This is a genomic window from Micromonospora sp. A202 (assembly GCF_006715105.1).
Taxonomy (GTDB): Bacteria; Actinomycetota; Actinomycetes; order Mycobacteriales; family Micromonosporaceae; genus Micromonospora; species Micromonospora zamorensis.
In genome coordinates, this window is record NZ_VFMP01000001.1 from 4,198,523 (window position 1) to 4,218,028 (window position 19,506).

At 68.8% G+C, this 19,506-nt stretch carries 15 protein-coding genes; 4 read left to right on the forward strand and 11 right to left on the reverse strand.

Going from position 1 to position 19,506, the window contains the following annotated elements:
- Positions 1–189: 189 nt before the first annotated feature.
- The 5 genes from FBZ33_RS19465 to FBZ33_RS19485 all read right to left on the reverse strand — a co-directional run bounded on the left by FBZ33_RS19465 (position 190) and on the right by FBZ33_RS19485 (position 8,001).
- On the reverse strand, positions 190–1,539 hold the full coding sequence (locus tag FBZ33_RS19465; RefSeq protein WP_141910168.1) for an alpha-L-fucosidase: 1,350 nt from the start codon (positions 1,537–1,539) through the stop codon (positions 190–192).
- Positions 1,539–2,429 carry a carbohydrate ABC transporter permease gene (locus tag FBZ33_RS19470; protein WP_221629488.1) on the reverse strand — a complete coding sequence of 297 codons (891 nt, stop codon included), beginning with the start codon at positions 2,427–2,429 and terminating at the stop codon, positions 1,539–1,541. Before FBZ33_RS19470 ends, FBZ33_RS19465 begins: the two co-directional genes overlap by 1 nt.
- Positions 2,426–3,346: a carbohydrate ABC transporter permease gene (locus tag FBZ33_RS19475; RefSeq protein WP_141910169.1), complete on the reverse strand. Its 921-nt coding sequence runs from the start codon at positions 3,344–3,346 to the stop codon at positions 2,426–2,428. The genes FBZ33_RS19470 and FBZ33_RS19475 overlap by 4 nt, the downstream gene beginning before the upstream one ends.
- A 101-nt stretch (positions 3,347–3,447) precedes the next feature.
- Positions 3,448–4,803: an extracellular solute-binding protein gene (locus FBZ33_RS19480; protein ID WP_221629489.1), complete on the reverse strand. Its 1,356-nt coding sequence runs from the start codon at positions 4,801–4,803 to the stop codon at positions 3,448–3,450.
- 195 nt (positions 4,804–4,998) lie between these two features.
- On the reverse strand, positions 4,999–8,001 hold the full coding sequence (locus FBZ33_RS19485; protein ID WP_221629490.1) for a glycoside hydrolase family 2 TIM barrel-domain containing protein: 3,003 nt from the start codon (positions 7,999–8,001) through the stop codon (positions 4,999–5,001).
- Positions 8,002–8,297: 296 nt separating this feature from the next.
- Here FBZ33_RS19485 and FBZ33_RS19490 point away from each other — a divergent pair, with 296 nt between their 5' ends.
- Entirely contained in the window at positions 8,298–9,347 is a 1,050-nt protein-coding gene (locus tag FBZ33_RS19490; protein WP_141910171.1) for a LacI family DNA-binding transcriptional regulator, read from the forward strand.
- 251 nt (positions 9,348–9,598) lie between these two features.
- On the opposite strand, the gene FBZ33_RS19495 is transcribed toward FBZ33_RS19490, so the two are convergent.
- From FBZ33_RS19495 to FBZ33_RS19505, 3 genes are all read right to left on the reverse strand, one after another.
- The gene (locus tag FBZ33_RS19495; RefSeq protein WP_255508961.1) at positions 9,599–10,675 is read right to left on the reverse strand and encodes a DUF808 domain-containing protein; all 1,077 of its coding nucleotides are present in this window, start codon (positions 10,673–10,675) and stop codon (positions 9,599–9,601) included.
- Positions 10,676–11,078: 403 nt separating this feature from the next.
- The gene (locus tag FBZ33_RS19500; RefSeq protein WP_141910172.1) at positions 11,079–11,831 is read right to left on the reverse strand and encodes a DNA polymerase beta superfamily protein; all 753 of its coding nucleotides are present in this window, start codon (positions 11,829–11,831) and stop codon (positions 11,079–11,081) included.
- Positions 11,831–12,502 carry a DNA polymerase beta superfamily protein gene (locus FBZ33_RS19505; protein ID WP_141910173.1) on the reverse strand — a complete coding sequence of 224 codons (672 nt, stop codon included), beginning with the start codon at positions 12,500–12,502 and terminating at the stop codon, positions 11,831–11,833. Before FBZ33_RS19505 ends, FBZ33_RS19500 begins: the two co-directional genes overlap by 1 nt.
- Positions 12,503–12,722: 220 nt before the next feature.
- Here FBZ33_RS19505 and FBZ33_RS19510 point away from each other — a divergent pair, with 220 nt between their 5' ends.
- The gene (locus tag FBZ33_RS19510) at positions 12,723–14,870 is read left to right on the forward strand and encodes an MMPL family transporter (protein ID WP_141910174.1); all 2,148 of its coding nucleotides are present in this window, start codon (positions 12,723–12,725) and stop codon (positions 14,868–14,870) included.
- 56 nt (positions 14,871–14,926) lie between these two features.
- Here FBZ33_RS19510 and FBZ33_RS19515 read toward each other — a convergent pair whose 3' ends face one another.
- The 3 genes from FBZ33_RS19515 to FBZ33_RS19525 form a co-directional block, all read right to left on the reverse strand.
- Positions 14,927–16,285 (reverse strand): ATP-binding protein, encoded by a 1,359-nt coding sequence (locus FBZ33_RS19515; protein ID WP_255508962.1) that lies wholly within the window; start codon positions 16,283–16,285, stop codon positions 14,927–14,929.
- 74 nt (positions 16,286–16,359) lie between these two features.
- Positions 16,360–17,043, reverse strand: coding sequence for a response regulator transcription factor (locus FBZ33_RS19520; RefSeq protein WP_172862064.1), 684 nt, complete (start codon positions 17,041–17,043; stop codon positions 16,360–16,362).
- Between the two features lie 150 nt (positions 17,044–17,193).
- Complete coding sequence (locus FBZ33_RS19525; protein WP_141910176.1) at positions 17,194–18,135, reverse strand: TIGR01777 family oxidoreductase; 942 nt, start codon at positions 18,133–18,135, stop codon at positions 17,194–17,196.
- Positions 18,136–18,310: 175 nt separating this feature from the next.
- Here FBZ33_RS19525 and FBZ33_RS19530 point away from each other — a divergent pair, with 175 nt between their 5' ends.
- Together FBZ33_RS19530 and FBZ33_RS19535 are read left to right on the forward strand one after the other, a co-directional pair.
- On the forward strand, positions 18,311–18,559 hold the full coding sequence (locus tag FBZ33_RS19530; protein WP_370453093.1) for an SDR family oxidoreductase: 249 nt from the start codon (positions 18,311–18,313) through the stop codon (positions 18,557–18,559).
- Between the two features lie 205 nt (positions 18,560–18,764).
- Complete coding sequence (locus tag FBZ33_RS19535) at positions 18,765–19,400, forward strand: FUSC family protein (protein ID WP_141910178.1); 636 nt, start codon at positions 18,765–18,767, stop codon at positions 19,398–19,400.
- The last annotated feature ends 106 nt before the right edge of the window (positions 19,401–19,506 follow it).

Below are 19,506 nucleotides of genomic sequence, written 5' to 3' on the forward strand. Positions count from 1 at the left end.
ATACGACGTCAGGCCAGACTGGTAGGACGCACCGACCACGACCCCTGGCGGGAGCGGCGTCTGTACTGCGTCGTCGCGCAGTAGGACTGTGCCGATCAGTTGATCCAGGTTGCGCAGCCGGTCCCGGATCAACTGGGAGACCACCGTGTCGGCGAGGTCAGCGCAGCGGTGAGCCTGCGGGTCGTGACCCTATCCTTCTGATCCGGAGGGGATCTCGACCACCACGACGTGGGGGTTGGACCCGGCCGGAACCTGCACCGTGACGTCGTGCCCGTTCCCGGTGACACGCAGGGTGCTGGGGACCGCCACGCCGTCCGCGTACAGACCGATCGCATGCACCACCTCCGGCCTCCCCGACGGTGAGGTGAGGTGCCACTCCAGCGTGCCGGAGGCCGTCAGACCCGGATCGGCGGGCCGGGAACCGTAGATCGCGTGACCGGCCTCCCGCAGGACCTCGCCGAGCTCACGCATCCGCTCGATCACGTGGCGGGAGATCCGGCCGGTGGCGTCCGGGCCGACACCGATGAGGTAGTTGCCACCGCGAGCGACGATGCGCACCAGAGTGGCGGCGATCTCGCCGATCGGCTTCGCGGGGTCGTCGGGGACCTCCGAGCACCAGGATCGGGTCATGGTGATGCAGGATTCCCACGGGTGGTCCAGCCGCTCGTCGGGCAGCTGCTGCTCGGGCGTGCGGTAGTTCTCGTTCGGGCCGTGAACCTCGCGGTCGACCACGAGGATGTCCGGCTGGAGTTCCCGGGCGCGCTCGGCGATCGTGTCGATCCCGATCGGCTCGTCTGGCTCGCGCACCCATCCCGCGTCGAGCCACAGCACGTTGACACGGCCGTACCGGGTCAGGAGTTCCTCGATCTGACGGTGGGTGTAGTCCACGAACGAACGCCACTTCGCCGGCTTCTCGGCGATGTCGTAGTTGTGGAACCGGTCCCGGATCGGCAGTGCCCGGTCCCAGTAGCCGGGGTGGTTCCAGTCGGCCTTGGAGAAGTAGACGCCGGTCTCCAGGCCCTCAGCACGGAAAGCGTCGAAGGTCTCGGCGACGATGTCCCGCCGGAGACCGGAGTCCTCGGCGGTGGACTTGAAGTTCGACTGGTCGGTGTCGTACAGGGCAAATCCGTCGTGGTGTTTCGTCGTGAGAACCAGATAGCGCAGTCCCGCGTCGGCGCACATTCGCGCCCAGGCAGCGGGGTCGTAGTCCTCGCCTCGGAACGTCTCGGCCTGGCGGTTGTACCAGGTGTGGTACTCGGCGTCGGTTCCCGTCCAGTCGGTGGGCGGGTCGGTGAACTCGCCCAACCGCTCGCGGTGCAGCGACCAGGATCCGCTCTGGCCGATCGCGCTGTAGATGCCCCAGTGGATGATCACGCCGACCTTCATGTCGCGCCAGTGTTCCAAGGCAGCGCGGGTACGCGGGTCGGACGGCCACTGGTAGCCGGGGTCCGGGACGGCCGTCAACGCGCCCGCCGCCTCCAGCGCGTCCGGCGTGAAGTCGGCCGGGCCGTCGGCGGTGCCGTTCGTCGGGTGCGTCATCAGAATTTCAGTCCTCCCTCTTCGATGCCCCGGAAGAAGTACTTCTGGGCCAGGAAGAAGATGAGCAGCAATGGCAGGAAGGCCACGATGGCGCCGGCGAGCACCACCCGGTAGTCGAAGCCGAAGGCACTCTCCAGCTGCGTGATGGCGAGCATGACCGTGAACTTGCTGTCGTCACGCAGCACGATGACCGGCCACAGGTAGTCCTCCCAGGCGAAGATGAAGGAGGTCAGCCCGACGATGACCAACGCGCCCTTGACCTGCGGAAGGAAGATGTGCCAGAAGCGCTGCCACTCGCTCGCGCCGTCGAGCAGTGCCGCGTTCTCGAGTTCGTCGGGGACACCGAGGAACGCCGCGCGCATCAGCAAAATGTGGAACGCCTCCAGCATGAGCGGCAGCCACACACCGATCAGGCTGTTGTAGTACCCGAGATCGCGTACCTGCGCGAACAGCGAGACCATGATCGCCTCGAACGGGAAGATCAGGGCCGACAGCACGATGACCGTCATCAGGTTGCGGCCCTTCCAACCTCGGCGCGACAGGATGTAGCCGCCCATGGTCGACAAGATGATCCGGCTGACGACGATGAGGGAGCAGACGACGAGCGAGTTCCCGAAGGCCCGCAGAACGTCGGTTTGCTGCATCAGGTCGCGGAACGCGTCGAGGCTCCACTGCTGCGGCCACACCGTGGCGTCCGGACCGAACATGGCCTCGTCCGGACCCTTGAACGCTCCGAGCAGCGGCACGACGAGCGGGCCCACGAGCGCCACGAGGACGACGACCAGGCCGACGTAGCGCCCCACTGCCGGACGGGCGGGCTTGCGGTTGCGGGCCGGACGGGGTGCGGACGCCGCCCCCTGCGCGGTCGTCGAGCATACGGTCGTGCTCACTGCTCCTCCGCCTTCCGGTTGATGCGCTGGCTCAGCAGCACCAGGCCCACGGTGAGGAGGAACAGCACCACAGAGGCGGCGCTGCCGAGGCCGAGGGAGCCGTAGGTGCTGTCGGCGATACCGACGTCGCGGATGTACATGGTCAGCGTCGACGAGTCGCCGCCGATGCCACCGGTGCCGTTGGTCAGCAGGAAGACCTCACTGAACACCTTCATCGAGCCGATCATCACGAGGACGGCGACGAGGTTCAGCATGAGCCGTACGCCGGGCAGGGTGACGTGGAAGAACTTGCGCACCGCGCCGGCTCCGTCCATCTCCGCGGCCTCGTACAGCGAACGGTCCACGTTGGCCAGGGCGGACAGGTAGAGGATCATGTAGTACGGCAGGCCTTTCCAGATGGTGATGAGCATCGCGGAGGCGAGGACCCACCATCGCCCGGTGAGGAACGGCAGCGAACTCTGGACCAACCCGGTGTCCTTGAGGAACGCGTTGATGAGGCCGTCGTCCTTGAGCAGGTAGGACCAGGCCAGCGCCACCACCACCACCGAGGCGACCGCCGGCAGGTAGAACAGCGAGCGGAAGATTCCGATGCCGGGGAGACGGTCCCGGACCAGCAACGCGAGCAGGAGCGGCAGGAAGGTCAGCACGGGTACGACGCACAGGGCGTACACCACCGAGTTGAGCAGCGCCGACCAGAAGGCCTCGTCCCGCAGCAGGTCCCGGAAGTTCTGCAGGCCCACGAAGTTGCCGGCGCCGCCGAGAGGACGGGCGTCGGTGAAGCTCAGCAGAACCGTGTTGAAGAAGGGGTAGATGTAGAACGCGACAACCGCTGCGATCGGCGGGATGCACCACAGGTATGGCACCCACCACTTGCGGTAACGGGCCGCTCCACCGAGAGATGTGCCGGTGTGTGCCATTGACCGTAGCTGCCTTCGTGAGCGGGCCGCGGACGGCGGCCCGGTGGTTCGGACGGGCGGGTTCGCGGGGGGCCCTGGGCCGGGCCCCCCGCACATCGGCCTTAGCCGAGCCGCCCGAGAAGCGTGTTGGCCTCGGTCTGGGCGTCGGCCAGCGCCTGCTTCGGGTCCTTCTGGCCGGTGATCGCCTTCTGGACGTTCTCGTTGATGATCTTGTCAATCTTGCCGGTGACGTAGAAGTGGCCGACGACGACCTTGCCCTGCTTCGCCGCTTCGGCGGCGACGCTACGCGCCTTGTCGAACGGGTCGCTGCCGCCCTTCGCCTCGAAGAACGGATCGTTGAGCGCCGTGGCCGACGACGGGAAGATGACGACGTTGGGGTCCTTGGCCCAGGCGAGCTGGTTCTCCGCGTTGGTCACGTACTGCGCGAACGCCATGGCCAGCGGGGCGTTCTTCGTCGTGCTGGCGACCCCGACGTACTGGCCGTTGAACAAGACCGAGCCGCCCGGCGAGGACAGGTGCGGGCCGACACCGGTCTTCGGGTAGAGGGCCGCGGCGTTCTGCTTGATGTTGCGCAGGAACGACGCGTTCGGGCTGCCGAACGCGAGGGTGCCCGCGCTGTAAGCCTGGCTCGGGTCCGGCTGACCGGTCACCGAGTCCTTCGGGATGGCACCGGCCTGATAGAGATCCGCCATGTCCGTCAGCCACTTCTGGGCCTTGGCATCATCGGCGAAGGCGAACTTCTTGTTGTCCGGCGTCATCAGCTGGACGCCCAGGCCGACCCAGGAGTCAACGAAGGTCCACTGGGCGTTGCCCCACAACGCCTGGTACTGGCCCTTGGACGACGCGGCGATCTGCTTGCTGTTCGCGACGACCTCGTCCCAGTTCGCCGGCGGCTTCTCCGGGTCCAGGCCGGCCTTGACGAAGAGATCCTTGTTGTACGTGGTGATCAGCGGCCCCCAGTACCAGGGGTAGACGGTGCGGTGGCCCTGGGCGCCGAAGTTGAGGTTGCCCCAGACGTCAGGCAGGAAGTCCTTGCCGGTGCCGGGCGCCTTCACGTCGATGTCCATCAGCAGGTTGGCTTTGGTCAGCGCCATGACCGTGGAACTGGTGACGTTGACGACGTCGGCCATGACGCACGTCTGCGCGTCGTTGACCAGGCGGGCGTCGACGTCGTCGGCGGTCGGGGTGTCCTCCCACTTGATCTTGACGCCAGGATGCTGCTGCTCGAACTTCGCGATCAGCGGCTCGAAGAAACCACCGAAGTCCTTCTTCAACCCGTCGGTGGCGAAGCGGATCTCACCGGACAAGTTGGACGTGTCCAGCGGCTTGTCGTCGATGTTGCCGGTCGGCACGTCGCAGTCGACCTGCGGCTTGGGGATGCCGCCCTGCGTCGTCTCCGCGTCCGAGCCACCGAGCCCGCACCCCGCCATCAGGGCGAGCGCGCTGACGGCGCTCACGGCCGCCAGCATGGGCCGGCGACGCCTGGTGAAGCTGTTCATCGTATGTGCCTCCGAGAATTCTCGTTCCTCGCGGACGGCGGCCCATTCGCTGCGCGCCTCTCCGGAGTACCTGATCCGCCCGTCCGCCGAAGGTCGGATGCGTGGCGAGGGCTTGGCGGTATTAGACCCTTGCTATCACGAGTTTGCAAGAGGTCATCTGATGTTCTCGGCAAGATCGACAAAATCGATGGCCGCTCGTAACCGACGGGGGCGCAACGCGTACGCCGGTCGTACGTCCGGGCCGCAGGAGCGACTGCCGAGCCCGTGCTGCGCCAGGTCCAGGTAGAGATGCGTCGCCGAAGGCCGGGGCAACCGGTACGGGTGACTCACGCCGGTCAGTTCGTGTGCACTCCACGGGCGCAGCGAGAAACCCACGGTCCCCTCCACGACGCGGACCCCCAGGCCGGGCAGCCCGTCGCCGGGATCGAGTCGCAGGCTGCGCAGCTCCGAGCGGTGACCGCCCTCCTGCGGTCGAATCTGCGGCTCCACGAAATTGTCGAGGTCGGCGCTGTAGGTGCCCACCACGACGCCGGCCCGCATGTCGGGGTACGACTCACCCGGCCCCAGGCCGTACCAGGTCGCGCGCCACGGCGCAGGGTCGAGCGCGAGGTGCAGGCCCGCTCGTGGCCACGTGCCCCGCCACTCCCCGTCCGGCTCCAGGGTCACGGCGCACCGGGCACCGCCGTCGCAGGGCGTCCACTCCAGCCGGGCCGTCACGCCCCAGGGAAGTGCCGCGGGCGCCCACCGGGAGACGGCGACGAGGCCGGCCGGGGACCCCGACACCCGCACCGTACGACGCTCGAGCCGGTCCAGGCCGCGCTCGCGCCAGCGGTCGGCGGCGGAGGGCCCGCGGACGCCCGCCCCCGCGCCACCGGTCGTGGCCGGGTCGTGTTCCTCGTAGTCCAGGGGGCCATGCCCGAGGTCGTTGTCGGTCGGTGCCCGCCACAGCTCCACACCGAAGGCGAGCAGCGGCACACCCATGATGTTGGTGGGGTCGCCGCTGTGGGCGTCCAGGATGACCCCGCCCACACTCGGAGAGCCGCCGCGGTGCCGCGCCGGCCTCGGCCGGGTCACGGTGGCACCGGCCGGGACCGGCATGGCGCGCGGTCGGGCCGGCGGCTTGTCGAACGGGCGTCCCTGCCACCGGTGCAGGACGTGCCCGGCGTCGCACCAGGCGGTCGAGGCAACGGTCTGCACGCTGAGCGTCAGATGGGTGTCGGCCTCGGCGTCATCGACGGATGCCAGCGCCGTCCGCAGCCCCTCCGGGCAGTTCAGCTCGCTGCGCTCGCCGGGCGGCAGCTCGCCGCAGGGCAGCACGCCCCCGGCGACGAGCTGGCCCCGGCTCTCCAACCGCCAGCCCACCGCCAGATCCGCGGTGGTGGTGAACCGTCGTCGCGAGTCGACTGTGATCCGGTCCGCACCGGACCACTCGGCCCGTACGGGAGCGACAAGCTGGGCCCAGTCGACCAGCCCGGAGGTGGGCGTCCCGTCCGCGCGGACCATGCCGTCGGCGAGGAACGTGCCGTCGTGCAGGCGCTCACCGAAGTCACCGCCGTAGGCCTGGAACGGCTGCCCGGCGGGGGCGGTGGCGCTGAGGGTGTGGTCGCGCCACTCCCACACGAAACCACCAGCGATTCGGGGTGAGGCGTCGATCAGCTCGGCGTAGTCGCAGGCGCCACCCGGTCCGGTGCCCATGGCGTGCAGGTACTCGACCAGCAGGTACGGCAGGGACCGCGCCCGCGAGGCCTGTTCCCGGGTGACCTCGGCGGCAGGGTGGTGCGGGACCGCGATCGGGCCGTCGTCGGCGAGGAAGGCCCGCACCTCCTCGATCGCCGGGTACATGCGGGAGTAGATCTGGGTGTACTCCGCCGCGTGATCCCCCTCGTAGTGCACTGGGCGGGAGGGGTCACGCTCCTTGATCCACTGCGCCATGGCCGCGAGGTTTTGTCCCGTGCCACATTCGTTGCCCAACGACCAGCAGATGACGCTCGGGTGGTTCTTGTCCCGTTCCACCATGCGGCGAGCCCGGTCGAGCAGGTTGTCGCGCCAGTCGGGGTCGTCGCTCGGGTTGCGCCGCCACTCGTCGATCTCGAAACCGTGGGTCTCCAGGTCGCACTCGACCATCACCCAGAGGCCCAGCTCGTCGGCCAGATCGAGCAGCCGGGGATGGGGCGGGTAGTGGGCGGTACGGATGGCGTCGACGTTGTGGCGTTTCATCAGCGCCAGATCCGCCCGGGCGCGTTCCTCGTCGAAGACGCGTCCGTGCCGGCTGTCGATCTCGTGCCGGTTCATGCCCCGCAGCGTGATCGGACGGCCGTTGACGCGTAGCACGCCCTCCGTGATCTCCACCGTGCGAAAGCCAATGCGCAGCCGGACCGTCTCACCCGACGCGGCCACGATGACGTCGTACAGCGCGGGGTGCTCGGCCGACCACGGCCGCACGACACCGACGGCCACCGGCGCGACCTCGGCCGGCGTGGACCAGGTCACGTCCACGCCCAGTTCGGGGACCCGCAGGCGCACCGGCCAGGCGGCGGGTCCGGACCCCAGCTCCATCTCGATGGTTCCGTGGCCGGTGGGGTCGTAGCCGGCCCGCAGCCAGATGTCGTCGATGCCGCCGACGGGTCGTCTGAGCAGCTGAACCTCGCGGAAGATGCCGGGCAACCACCACTGGTCCTGGTCTTCGAGGTAGCTGCCCGCCGACCACTGGTGCACGCGGATGGATACCAGGTTCCGCCCCGCGACCAGGACGTCGGTCACGTCGAAGTCCTGAACGAGCCGCGAGCCGGTGCGCACGCCCACGTCCTGCCCGTTGACCCAGATCCGGGCCACCGACTCGATCCCGTCGGTACGCAGCAACACCCGCCCGCCGTCGAGCCAGTCGGCGGGCACGTCGATCCAGCGCCTGTGGTCGCCGGTGGGGTTGGCATCCGGTACGTGCGGCGGGTCCAGGGGGAACGGGTACATGACGTTCGTGTAACTGGGCTTGCTGTACGGCCCGTCCACCGGAAGCACCCAGTGACCCGGCACGGTGATCTCGTCCCAGTCCGAGTCGTCCAGCTCGGGATCCTGCACGGCGTACGGGCTGGTCGCCACGGGTGAGAACCGGAAGCGCCAGCGGCCGCCGAGGTCGATCCGCGGGGCGTCGCTGAGCACGGCCGCCACCGGCGCCGAGCGCGAGCCGGATCCCGGCGCGGTCGAGCTGACGTATGCGATCCCGCCGGGGCGGTCCGCATGCTCCGCGGGCGTCCTGGACAGGTGTCCGTGCATCTGGAATCCCCCAACGATCGCTCCGTGCCCGCGGGCCCTCCCGAGCCCGCGGGGACCGCCATGCGACGGCCACGGAGGTGAGATCGGCGCAACCTATCACGAGTTAGCAAGGATTCTTCGTGGTCCACGACGCTGCTCGCCTGGCCGCATCGACGGCGCCCGCGCTGTGTCAGACTGACGCCATGGCCCGCGCATCACGCAGCGATGTCGCCCGTCTCGCGGGAGTGGCACCGACCACCGTCTCCAACGTGCTCAACGGGCGCGCGGAGGCCCTCAGGCTGGCTCCGGCGACGGTGGAACGGGTCCGCGCCGCCGCGCTCGAGCTGCAGTACATCCCTCAGGCGTCGGCGCAGACCCTGCGGGGCGGGCGCTCGCACACGCTCGGCCTTCTGCTGGCCGCGCTTCCGCCCTCACCCTTCGTGCCGGTCGTGTACGACGTGCTCACCTCCGCCATCGTCCAGGCTCAGCGCCGTGAGCGCCTGCTGTTCCCGGTGGTGCAGCCCGAGCATGGTGAGGACACCGCGTACATCGACCGCATGCTCGCCGACGTGGATCTGGCCGGCGTGGTCTGTGAGTACTCGCCGCGCAACGCTCTCGCCGGCCAGCGACTCGTCGACATGGACGTACCCGTCGTCTGGATGTCGCTCGACTCACCGCCGGAGCAGCGGGCCGGGATCGCGCACGTGCACGCGGACGAGAAGCCCGGCGTACGGGACGTGCTGTCCCGGCTGCGGATCGCCGGCGACAGGCGTCTGGGCGTACTCGTGGGGCCGGTGTACCGCACCGAACGCCTCGACGTGGCCGAGGAACTCTTCCCGGGCCGGATCGAGTTGATCGAGGCGGAGTCGTGGCTGCCGCATGCGGGGATGGCCGCCACCCGCAGCGCCCTGGCCCGTCATCGGGACCTCGGCGCGTTCTTCTGTGCCGACGACCTGCTCGCCATCGGCGCCCTTCAGGCTTGCGCCGAGAAGGGCCTCGCCGTGCCCGACGACATCTCGGTGATCGGCTTCGGCGGCTACCAGCTCGGCGAGTACGGGATCGGCGAGCTCACCACCGTGCACTGGCCGCTGCGGGAGCTGGCCGCTGCGGCGGTCGACACCCTGGTCGACCATCTCGCGTCAGGTGACAGGCGTTCACGGGTTCCGGCCGCCACAGCGCCGGTCACCCGGGTGTTGCCGTCGGAAGCCGTGGTGCGCAGCTCGGCACTGCTGGCACCGCACCCGCTCCGCTAGGTGTTCTGCCCATGGACTGCCGTCAGACGGCTTGCGGTACGCCATGATCACCTCGGGGTGGCACACCTGATCACCACGATTCGACCCTTCGGCCACATCCATCGATGGTCACGATGGCGACGACACCAGTACCGCACCAAAACGGCCCACTACCAGCGAAGACCCCGACTCCACCAGGTGCGGCTGGAGTACCAAGCGCGGTTCAGCACCAGAACGCATGATGCCGTGGTCGAGTTGCGATGATGTTGTGGTCAACCGCGCGGCGCTCGGTCCGCAGGAGCGTCGCGACGCCGAGCTGCACGGCTCGGCGGTGCGGGGATGGTGCCGTCAGCACGAGTCGTGGCCGCCGCAGTCGCAGCCGCAGCCTTGGATTTGCGGCGGTGGAGCGCGAGAGTCATGACCAGCACGACCAGCGCTCCGACGATCAGCCCGAGGATCGCGCTGGCCACCGTGTTGACGAGCCAGCCGACGAGCCCGCCGAGAACACCCGTGGCGTCGTGGGCGGCGACCTCCACGTCATGCACGGCCTCGTACAGGAAGTTCAGGTTCAGCTCGTTCGTGCCTAGCAGCAGGATGTGCCCGCCCACCCACAGCATCGCCGCGGTGCCGACTACCGTCAGCACGGTGAGGACCACCGGCATCGCCCTCACCAGACCGCGGCCGAACGTCGCGACGGCGCCGGAACGTTGCGACAGGCGCAGCCCGGCGTCGTCCATCTTTACGATCAGGGCCACCACGCCGTACACCAGGACGGTTATGAAGACGGCGACGACAGCCAGGATCGCCAGGCGGGACCCGAACGCCTCATCGATCACCTCGTTAAGGCTGATGACCATGATCTCCGCCGAGAGGATCAGGTCGGTTCGTACCGCCCCAGACACCAGTGTCGTCTCGTCCTGCACCTCTTCCTCGCCCGCACCGGAGGCACCGTGATGGGCGATCTTGGCCCACACCTTCTCCGCACCTTCGTAACAGAGGTAGGCGCCGCCGAGCATGAGGATCGGAGTGAGCAGCCAAGGCACGAACTGACTAAGCAGCAGCACCGCCGGCAGGATGATGAAGAACTTGTTGCGCAGCGACCCCACGGCAATTCGCTTGATAATCGGCAACTCGCGCTCGGCCGCCAGGCTCCGCACGTACTGCGGCGTGACGGCAGCATCGTCGACGACGACGCCCGCAGCCTTGGCGCCCGCCTTCGCGGCGGCCGCCCCGATGTCATCGATCGACGCGGAAGCGGCACGGGCCAGCACCGCCACGTCGTCCAGCAGGGCTACGAGTCCACCGGCCAAGGGAGGGTCCTTCCAGGGTTGCGGGTCGAACTGGCCCATTCTCGCTCAGGTCCCTGCGCGCGGCACGCCACCGCCCGGTCGCATATCGGGCGAGAGCTCGAGGTGGGCTGCCTGTATCACCGAACCGGCGGCATCACCGATGCGTGTCGCGGGAGAGGTCAAGGAAACCTGGCTACGCGACCTGCGGTACCGCCACTGGGAAGTCCACCGGTTACGCACCACGGCGACGACCGTCGAACTCCACGTTGCCACCCGCGTCGATCAAATCAGCTACTACATCACCGGGCTGATCGTCGTGCCCCCGGGAGCGCCAGCGCTGACGCCTTCGGATCTGTCGAAGAGGTCGCTAGCCTGAAGGGCCTGCTCAGGACATTGCCCGTGGGATCGGTGTCTGAGATGACGGGCCTGCGGCGGACCTCAGTCCGCTGACTCACGACGCTGGCTAGGAGCCATGCAGTCGGGTGCGCACCACCAGGTCGTGCAGGGCTTCCACGGCTGCCGGATCTACGCGATCGGGCAACACCGAGATGTCCCGGGCCGCCTCCAACTCGGCGCGCAGCCGCGACACGTCGGTGGCGAGCCAACCTGCAACGCCCGCGGGGAGCGGGCCATGCTCGGCCTCCCGTTTGGCGGCAATGAGTTCCGGTACGTACGACAACCTCGTTCCGAGCACGGCAAGGTTCGTCTCTACGCGGCCGGTCCGCATCAGGTGGATCCCGGTGAGCAGGACCCGCAGCGTGTACAGCGCAGGCTTGAGCTGCCCGGTTTTGGCGTACAACTTTTCCTGGGTGGCCGCGAATCCGAGGTAGTGGTGCGCATGGTGACGGGTGACCAGCCGCGGGGCCAAGGAAATGAGTTCGGCGTGCACCGCGGTGGTCACAACCACCAGCGGTGACAACAGCTGCTCCAGGACGTACCCGTTGCGGCTGTTCAACAGTCTGACGAACTTCAGCAGATCGTGGCTGACCACGTCCAACTCGACACCGTCGCGCACGCTCATGTGCTGCAACGTCTGCGGACCGGTGCGCAACCCGACGACCTCCTCAGCCGGGAGCAAGTGCACGGCCCGCAAATCCAGATCGGAGTCGATGGATGCGAATCCGTACAGATGCGCACCGCTGACGGTGGCGAACAGCAGCGGACGAGGCAGGGTGCAGGCTGCCTCGGCGGCCCACGGCGGCACCTCGGTGGTCACTACAGGTTCCTCTCCCGTACGGCCGTGAGCAGCCGATCCACGTCAACCCGGTCGGGCTGATCAGGCAACACGGTGCTTGCGGTCGCGTCGGCGAGCTCAACCAGTAGATCCGCCGTCCAAGCGGCGACCTCATCCCAGGGCAGCTCGCCGCGCCGCACCGCGAGCAGCCGGTCGCGCAGGTGACGAACGTCGACCAGCACCTCCCCGGTCCGAAGCACATGCGCCCCGGCGACCAGCAGCCGGATCATATGCATGGCCTGCTTGTGATTCGTCTCGCCGGTGCGCTCGCGGCGGGCCGCGACTCGGTTGAGCTGATCCCGGGCGTAGTTGCCGTAGGTCTCCGCCACCCGCCTCGACAGGAACGCCTGCCGTGCCGCCAGCAACCACTCCCCGTCGACGGTGATCGTCTCGACCAGCGGCGACCAGAGCACCTCCAGGACTGTCGGGTTGCCCTGCAGGGCCAGGACGCAGAAGCGTTCGAACTCCCAGGAGAACTGCTCCACCGCCGGACCGTCGAGGTGAGTGGGCGGCTTGTCGAGGTGCCAGAACGCCCGTGTGGGCGCTACATACACACCACGCCGGTCGTAGTCGGAGGCCAGGTCATGCAGCCCGTACGCCCGCGACCCGACCACAACGGCGAGAACCGTATGCCGCTCGACAAGCTCGATCACGCCCGGGACGCTACCCAATCACCGCCCTGCACACGTCACCCTTTTCGAGCACTCCGCGTCCGTGAGGTTCGGCTCTTCGACGACGCCACCACGGTGATGCGTGCGCTGGGCACCTGGTTCGGCCAACCGGCCTGAGCGCCGTTCTAACAGTCGTCTCAGATTCGCTCGGTAGGAAGTCGGCATCAGATAAGCGATGTGACCCGTCTGTAGGAGGCTAGTGATGGCAGTCAACGCAGCGCCGTCCGGGGAAGCGCCGGCTGGTCGGTTGGCAGGCCGGTGGGTGCCGTGGTTGGTGGTTGGCCTGTGGGTGGCGCTGGCGGCGGTGATGGTGCCGTTGAGCGGAAAGCTGAGCTCGGTCACTACCGACAGAGCCGTGGACACTCTGCCGGCCGGTGCCGAGTCCACCAAGGTGGCGGTGCTGGAGGACGGTCTCCCCGGCGGTGAGGACAACACGTTCGTGTTCGTGTACCACCGCGCCGGCGGCATGACCGACGCCGACCGCGCGACGGCCGAGCGCCACTACAACACCCTTGCCAAGCGGTACCCGCCGAAGGTGGCGGCCCCGGCCGGCGAGGACGACGAGGGCTCACCGACAAGACTCTCCACCAACGGCAAGGCGATGATGTTCACCCTCGACGTGAGCACGACCTACGGGGCACCGGAGGCCATCGTCGGGCCGTTGCGTGACGCCGCGAAGGACCGCCCCGCCGGCCTGGAACTCGACGTGACCGGCCCGGCCGCGGTCGACGGCGACATGGACGCCGTCTTCGACGGCATCGACCTGCAGGTCTTCCTCACCACCGTCGTCGTCGTAACGCTCCTACTCATCCTCACCTACCGCAGCCCGGTGTTGTGGTTCATCCCGCTGGTGGTCGTAAGCGCGGCCGCACTGACCGCGATGGCGACCGTCTACCTGCTCGTCAAAGGCTTCGGCATCGTGGTCAACGACCAGAACTCGGCGCTGCTGACGATCCTGGTATTCGGCGTCGGCACGGACTACGCGCTGTTGCTCATCGCTCGATATCGGGAGGCACTGCACCACCACGAGAACGTCCGGGTTGCGATGGTCCACGCATTGCGCGGCGCGGCGCCGGCGATCGTCGCGTCCGCGGCCACCGTGGTCGCCGGCCTGCTCTGCCTGCTCGTCGCGGACCTGAACAGCACCAGCGGGTTGGGCCCGATCGGTGCGGCCGGCATTCTGTGCGCGCTGGTGGCCATGCTGACGCTGTTCCCGGCGGTGCTCGTGGTGCTCGGCAGGCGGATCTTCTGGCCGGCCATCCCGCGGTTCAGCACGACCGTGGAGCAGAAGCAGGGGCTGTGGGGCCGGCTTGGCACCGCCATCAGCCGCCGCCGGTGGGTGGCGACGCTCGGCTCGCTCGGAGTCCTCGGCGTGCTCGCCCTCGGGCTGGCGGGCAATACCGGCGCCCTGCGGGAGCAGGACCAGTTCCTGTCCGCGCCGGAGTCGGTCACCGGCTTCACCGTTCTCCGCCAGCACTTCCCGGAGCTCGGCGGCCAGCCGATGACGATCTTCACGCGGCCGGCGTACCAGGAGCGGGTGCTCGACATCGTCAAGGGCACCCGAGGTGTGGCCATGGCTATCCCGGGTCAGACCAAGGGTGGCTGGGCCGACATCTCCGTGTTCCCGACGGACGCGCCGGACACCGTCGCGGAGTACGACACGATCAAGCGGGTGCGCACCGCCGTGCACGCGGTGAGCGGGGCGGAGGCGATCGTCGGCGGGCCGAGTGCGGAGAACCTCGACACCGAGGTGACCACCAGCCGCGACGAGAAGCTGGTGATCCCGCTGGTGCTCGCCGTCGTCCTGATCGTGCTCGGGCTGCTGCTGCGCGCGGTCGTGGCCCCGTTGGTCCTGATGGCCACCGTGGTCGTCTCATTCGCCGCAGCCTTCGGCGGCAGCGTGTTCGTCTTCGACACGATCCTCGGGTTCAAGGGCATCGACTATTCGGTGCCGCTGCTGGCATTCCTGTTCCTGGTGGCGCTCGGCGTCGACTACAACATCTTCCTGGCCAGCCGTGCCCGGGAGGAGGCCGTGCGTCTCGGCACCAGAGAGGGCATGCTCAAAGCCTTGTCCGCCACCGGTGGCGTCATCACCTCGGCAGGCCTGGTCCTGGCGGCCACGTTCGCGGTCCTCGTCTCACTTCCGCTGGTGATGCTGATCGAGGTCGGGTTCCTGGTCGCCTTCGGCGTGCTGCTCGACGCCCTGCTGGTGCGATCGGTCCTGGTGCCCGCCCTCACCCTGCTGATCGGCCGGCGGATGTGGTGGCCGAGCCGGCTGTCCCGACCGGTGGAGCCGCCGGACGGGCAACAGCCGCTCGCCGACGACGAGGAGCCCGCGCTGCAACGGTGAGCGCGGCGGCACGGGCGAGATCCGGGACGGAGCCTCAGGCCCGTCCCGGATCTTTTTCATGATGCGGCGGTGGGCCGCGTGATTCGACCGGGCGGGGCCGCGGCCGGAAGGTCGACCCGAAGCAGCGCGCCACCGCGTGCGGAGCGGGCGACGGTGGCCCGGCCGCCGTGGGCGTCGACGACCCGCTGAACGATCGACAGCCCCAGACCGGATCCGGGCAACGCCCGGGCGCTGTCGGCACGGTAGAACCGGTCGAACACCCGCGGTACGTCGACGGCGTCGATGCCCGGCCCGGCGTCATCGACCTCGAGCACCGCCGACGCGCCCTCGGCACGGAGCCGGACCTGGACCGGCTGTTCCGCGGGGGACCACTTGCCGGCGTTGTCGATGAGGTTGAGCACCGCCCGTTGGAGCGCAGCGGGACGCCCGCTCACCCACACCGAGGTGACGTCGAGCGCGACCTCGATGTCGGGCACGCGGGAACGCGCCCGGGTCGCGGCGGCCACCACCACGTCGGCGAGGTCGAGCAGGTCGGTGCTCTCGTCGGTGACGTCACCGCGCGCCAGGTCGGTCAGTTCGGCGGCGAGGGTGCTCAACTCAGCTACCTGGGCGCCGAGGTCGTTGAGCAGCCGGCTCCGGCTCTCCGCCGGCAGCGCGCTGTCCAGGGTGCCGCGCCGATCGAGCCGGATCAGCAGTTCGGCGTTGAGGCGCAGGCTGGTGAGCGGGGTCTTGAGCTCGTGGGCGGCGTCTTCGGCGAGCAGCCGCTGGGCCCGCCGGGAGTCCCGGAGCGCGGCGAGCATATCGTTGATCGACTGGATCAGCCGCCGGATCTCCCCGCCGCCTTCATCCGGGATGTCGGCGTCGAGATCCTGAGTGTGCGCGACGCGTACCGCGGCGGCGGTCAGCCGGTCGATCGGTGCCAGTCCGGCCCGCGCCACGGTCCGCCCGACAAGGGCGCCGCCGACCACGCAGAGCAGCCCGATCAGCAGCATGCCGAACCCGAACCGGTTGATCGGGCTGTCGTTGGCGACGCGGGCCACCTGGACCGCGCCGTCGCCCGCCCGCAGCGTGTAGATGAGGTAGCCGTCCTCGTCGATGTCGTTCGACTCCATCAGGTCGGCCGACGTGCCCTGCGCCACGCGCCCTGCGTGCTCGCTGACCGGGGGCAGCGCGGGTTGGCCGGCCGGCGTCCGGGTCGATCCGTCGGGCAGGATGACCCGCACCAGTCGAACGGATCCGGGATACGGCGGTAGCTGGACCTGCGCCAGACCGGCGCGCTCCGCGTCCGTCGCCAGGACGCGGGAGTCGGCGCGCAGCTGATCCTCGGTGGTGTCCCGCAGTTCCCGGTCCAGCAGCTCACTGGCCACCTGGAAGGCCATGAACACGCTGACCGCGATGGCGGTCGCCGCGATCACCGTCAGCCTGGTCCGCAGTGACCGCCGGCGCCACCATCGGGTTAGCCGGCGCGGTATCCGGCCGGCGGGCCTGCTCACGGAGGACTCTCCCGCAACGTGTATCCCAGGCCGCGCAGCGTGTAGATCAATCGCGGCTCACCCTCGGCCTCCATCTTGCGGCGCAGGTAGCTCACATACACCTGGAGGTTGTTGGCGGTGGCGCTCATGTCGAAGCCCCAGATCGCCTCGAACAGCGCGTCGCGGGTCAACACCCGGGTCGCGTTACGCACGAGGACCTCCAGGAGGGAGAACTCGGTCCGGGTCAGGCGCAGCGGCCGCCCGCCTCGCCACGCCTCGAACCTGTCGGGATCGAGCCGGACGTCGGCGAACGACAGGACCTGCGACTCCCCATCGCCCGGCGTGCGCCGGCGCAGCAAGGCCCGCACCCGGGCCAGCAACTCCTCGGTGGCGAACGGCTTGGGCAGGTAGTCGTCGGCGCCCGCGTCCAGCCCTGCGACCCGGTCCGAGACCTGGTCACGAGCGGTCAGCATCAGCACCGGCAGATCCCGACCCGCCGCCCGCAACCGTCGGCAGGTCTCCAACCCGCCGAGGCGGGGCATCATCACGTCGAGGATCAGCAGATCCAGCGTGTCACCGCCGGCCCCACCGACCCCGTCGAGCACGGCGAGACCGTTGGCGACGGTGCTGGTGTCGTAACCCTCGACCTGGAGAACCCGCTCCAGCGACTCACGGATGGCCGCGTCGTCATCCGCGATCATGATCCGCACGCCGACGCGCCCCCTTCCAATCGATGCTTTTGCCGCTCATTGTCCCCGATCAACCTGAGGCCAGGATTAAAAGGTCGGGCGCACGGTGGACCGCAGCATCCCATCGCCATGATCCGTCGCCTCGGCTTTGGCGCGAGGTAGCTAGCCTCGCCGACGCCGTAACGCCAGGTCTGCGGCCGCGGCCTGCCACTGCGGATAGCCGAATGTGAATCCGGCATCAGAGAGCCGTCCCGGGGTGACTCGCCGGCTCTTCAGCAGCAGTTCGGTGTCCGACCGCATCGCGAACGCGCCGACCTCAGCCATTCGTCTGGTGGCAGGCAGGCCGACCGGCATCCGCCAAGCCGAACGCAACTCCCGCATGAATTCTCGCTGTGACAACGGACCGGGTGCGGCTAGGTTCACAGCCCCGGTGAGGTCGTCGCGTTCGATCAGGAATCGGATAGCGCGGGCGAAGTCCTGGTCGTGGATCCACGAGACATACTGCCTGCCGCCCGCGACCGGTCCACCGAGTCCGAGCCGCGCTAGCCAGCTCAGCACGTCGAACACGCCGCCACGGTCGGGGCTCATCACCATGGCCGACCGCAGCGCAACCTTGCGGGTATCCGGATTTGCCGCCTGCTCCTGCGCAACTTCCCAATTCTGAGCGATCTTGACGCTGTACGCCCAGTACCCCGGCACGCCGCGCTCACCACCGCCGATCAGACCGCCGTACTCATCGTTGGCCGCATCAAAGCGGTGCGCATAGATCGTCGCGGTGCTCATCTGCATCCACACCTTGGGTGGCCGGGCCGCCTCGGCGATGGCCTCGCCGACAACCCGCGCCGACTCCACACGTGAACTCATCATGGCTTCGAGGTTCTCCGCGGTGTACCGACAGCTCACACTGCGCCCCGCTAGATTGATGACCACATCGCTGCCGTTGATCTGCTTGGCCCAATCGCCAAGCGTGGAGCCGTCCCAGTGAACCTGACGCTCACCCTTCGGCGAGCGGGTCAGCAGCACAACATCGTGACCCTCCGCAGTCAACGCCCGATCCAAAATGGTGCCGACCTGCCCAGTCCCACCAGGAATGACGACCTTCACAGCCCCTCCTCATCCGGCGCCTCATTCTGAACATGTTCAACCATGCTGTGGGCGTACGGCTATGGCGGGTCACCGAGCTCACGCGTCGCCAAGGTGATCCAGAACGCTGCCTACGGAACGACTGGGGAGATCAAAATCAGCGGGAAGATCTCCGCCTTCCATACCCATCTCATCCCTGGCCCGGCAGGTCGCACCGAAGGGCATCCGGGTCAACGCCGTGGCACCCGGTCCGGTCTGGACTCCGCTGCAGGTCGTCGGCGGCCAGCCTGCCCCCGCGCTGAAGCAGTTCGGTGCGCAAACCCCACTGGGACGTCCCGCGCAGCCGGCGGAGATGCCCCCGGCGTTCGTGTTCCTCGCCAGCCAGGAGGCCAGCTACGTCATCGGGGAAACGCTCAGTGCCGCCGGTGGCATGCCCACCCCCTGATCGCCTGGCGGTGACCGCCGCGCCCCTGCCGATGGTCGGCCGCCTGGTTCAGGAGACGGCGTGAGGGGTAGTCCGCCACGTGGCCGCTTCTCGATCCGAACCGGGTGATCAGGCTCCGCTAGCGGCGGTAGGTAGCTACCTCCCGGGCCTGACGGCCCGCACCCGACGCCGAGGAAGCCAAACAGGTCGGCTGCGGCGGCGCCAGATGAAAATCATCGGGCTGATCGCGGTGCAGGTCGGGCTCGCGGCGGCGCTCGCCTGGTGGCTGGCACACGACCTGCTGGGTAATCCGAACCCCGTCTTCGCACCGACAGCGGCGGTAGGCACCATCGCGGCCGCGATCGGCCAGCGAACACGGCGCACCATCGAACTGCTGGTCGGCGTGGGTCTCGGCATCACCATCGGCGATGGACTGGTCCGCCTCATCGGCACCGGGCCATGGCAGACAGGCATCATCGTCGCTATCGCTATCGCCATCGCTTCCGCCCTCGTGGGCCGAGGCGGCACCGTGGTCAGTCAGGTGGGCGGCACGGCGGTGCTGATCGCCACGCTCTCCTCCAGCCAACGAATCTGGAACTACCCCGAGTCGTCGACGCGGTCACCGGCAGCGTGGTTGGCCTGGTGGTGGTGGCGTTGCTGCTGCCCCTGCACCCCATGCGCGTCCTGCACCGGGCGGCCGCGCCGGTCTTCGACGCGCTCGCCGGGTACCTGCGCGACATCGAGACGGCGATGCGCACCAACGACCCGGACCGCGCGACACGCGCACAGCACGGACTACGCGCCATGGGACCGGACGTGGACCGACTCCGCGAAGCCCTCAGCGGCGCCGAAGAGGTGGTGACTGTCGCGCCAGCCCGCTGGCACTGGCGACGCCACGTCGAACACTACGACCGTGGTGTCCACTACCTGGTTCCTGTCGTTGACGAGCAGAGCCCTTGCCCGCCGGT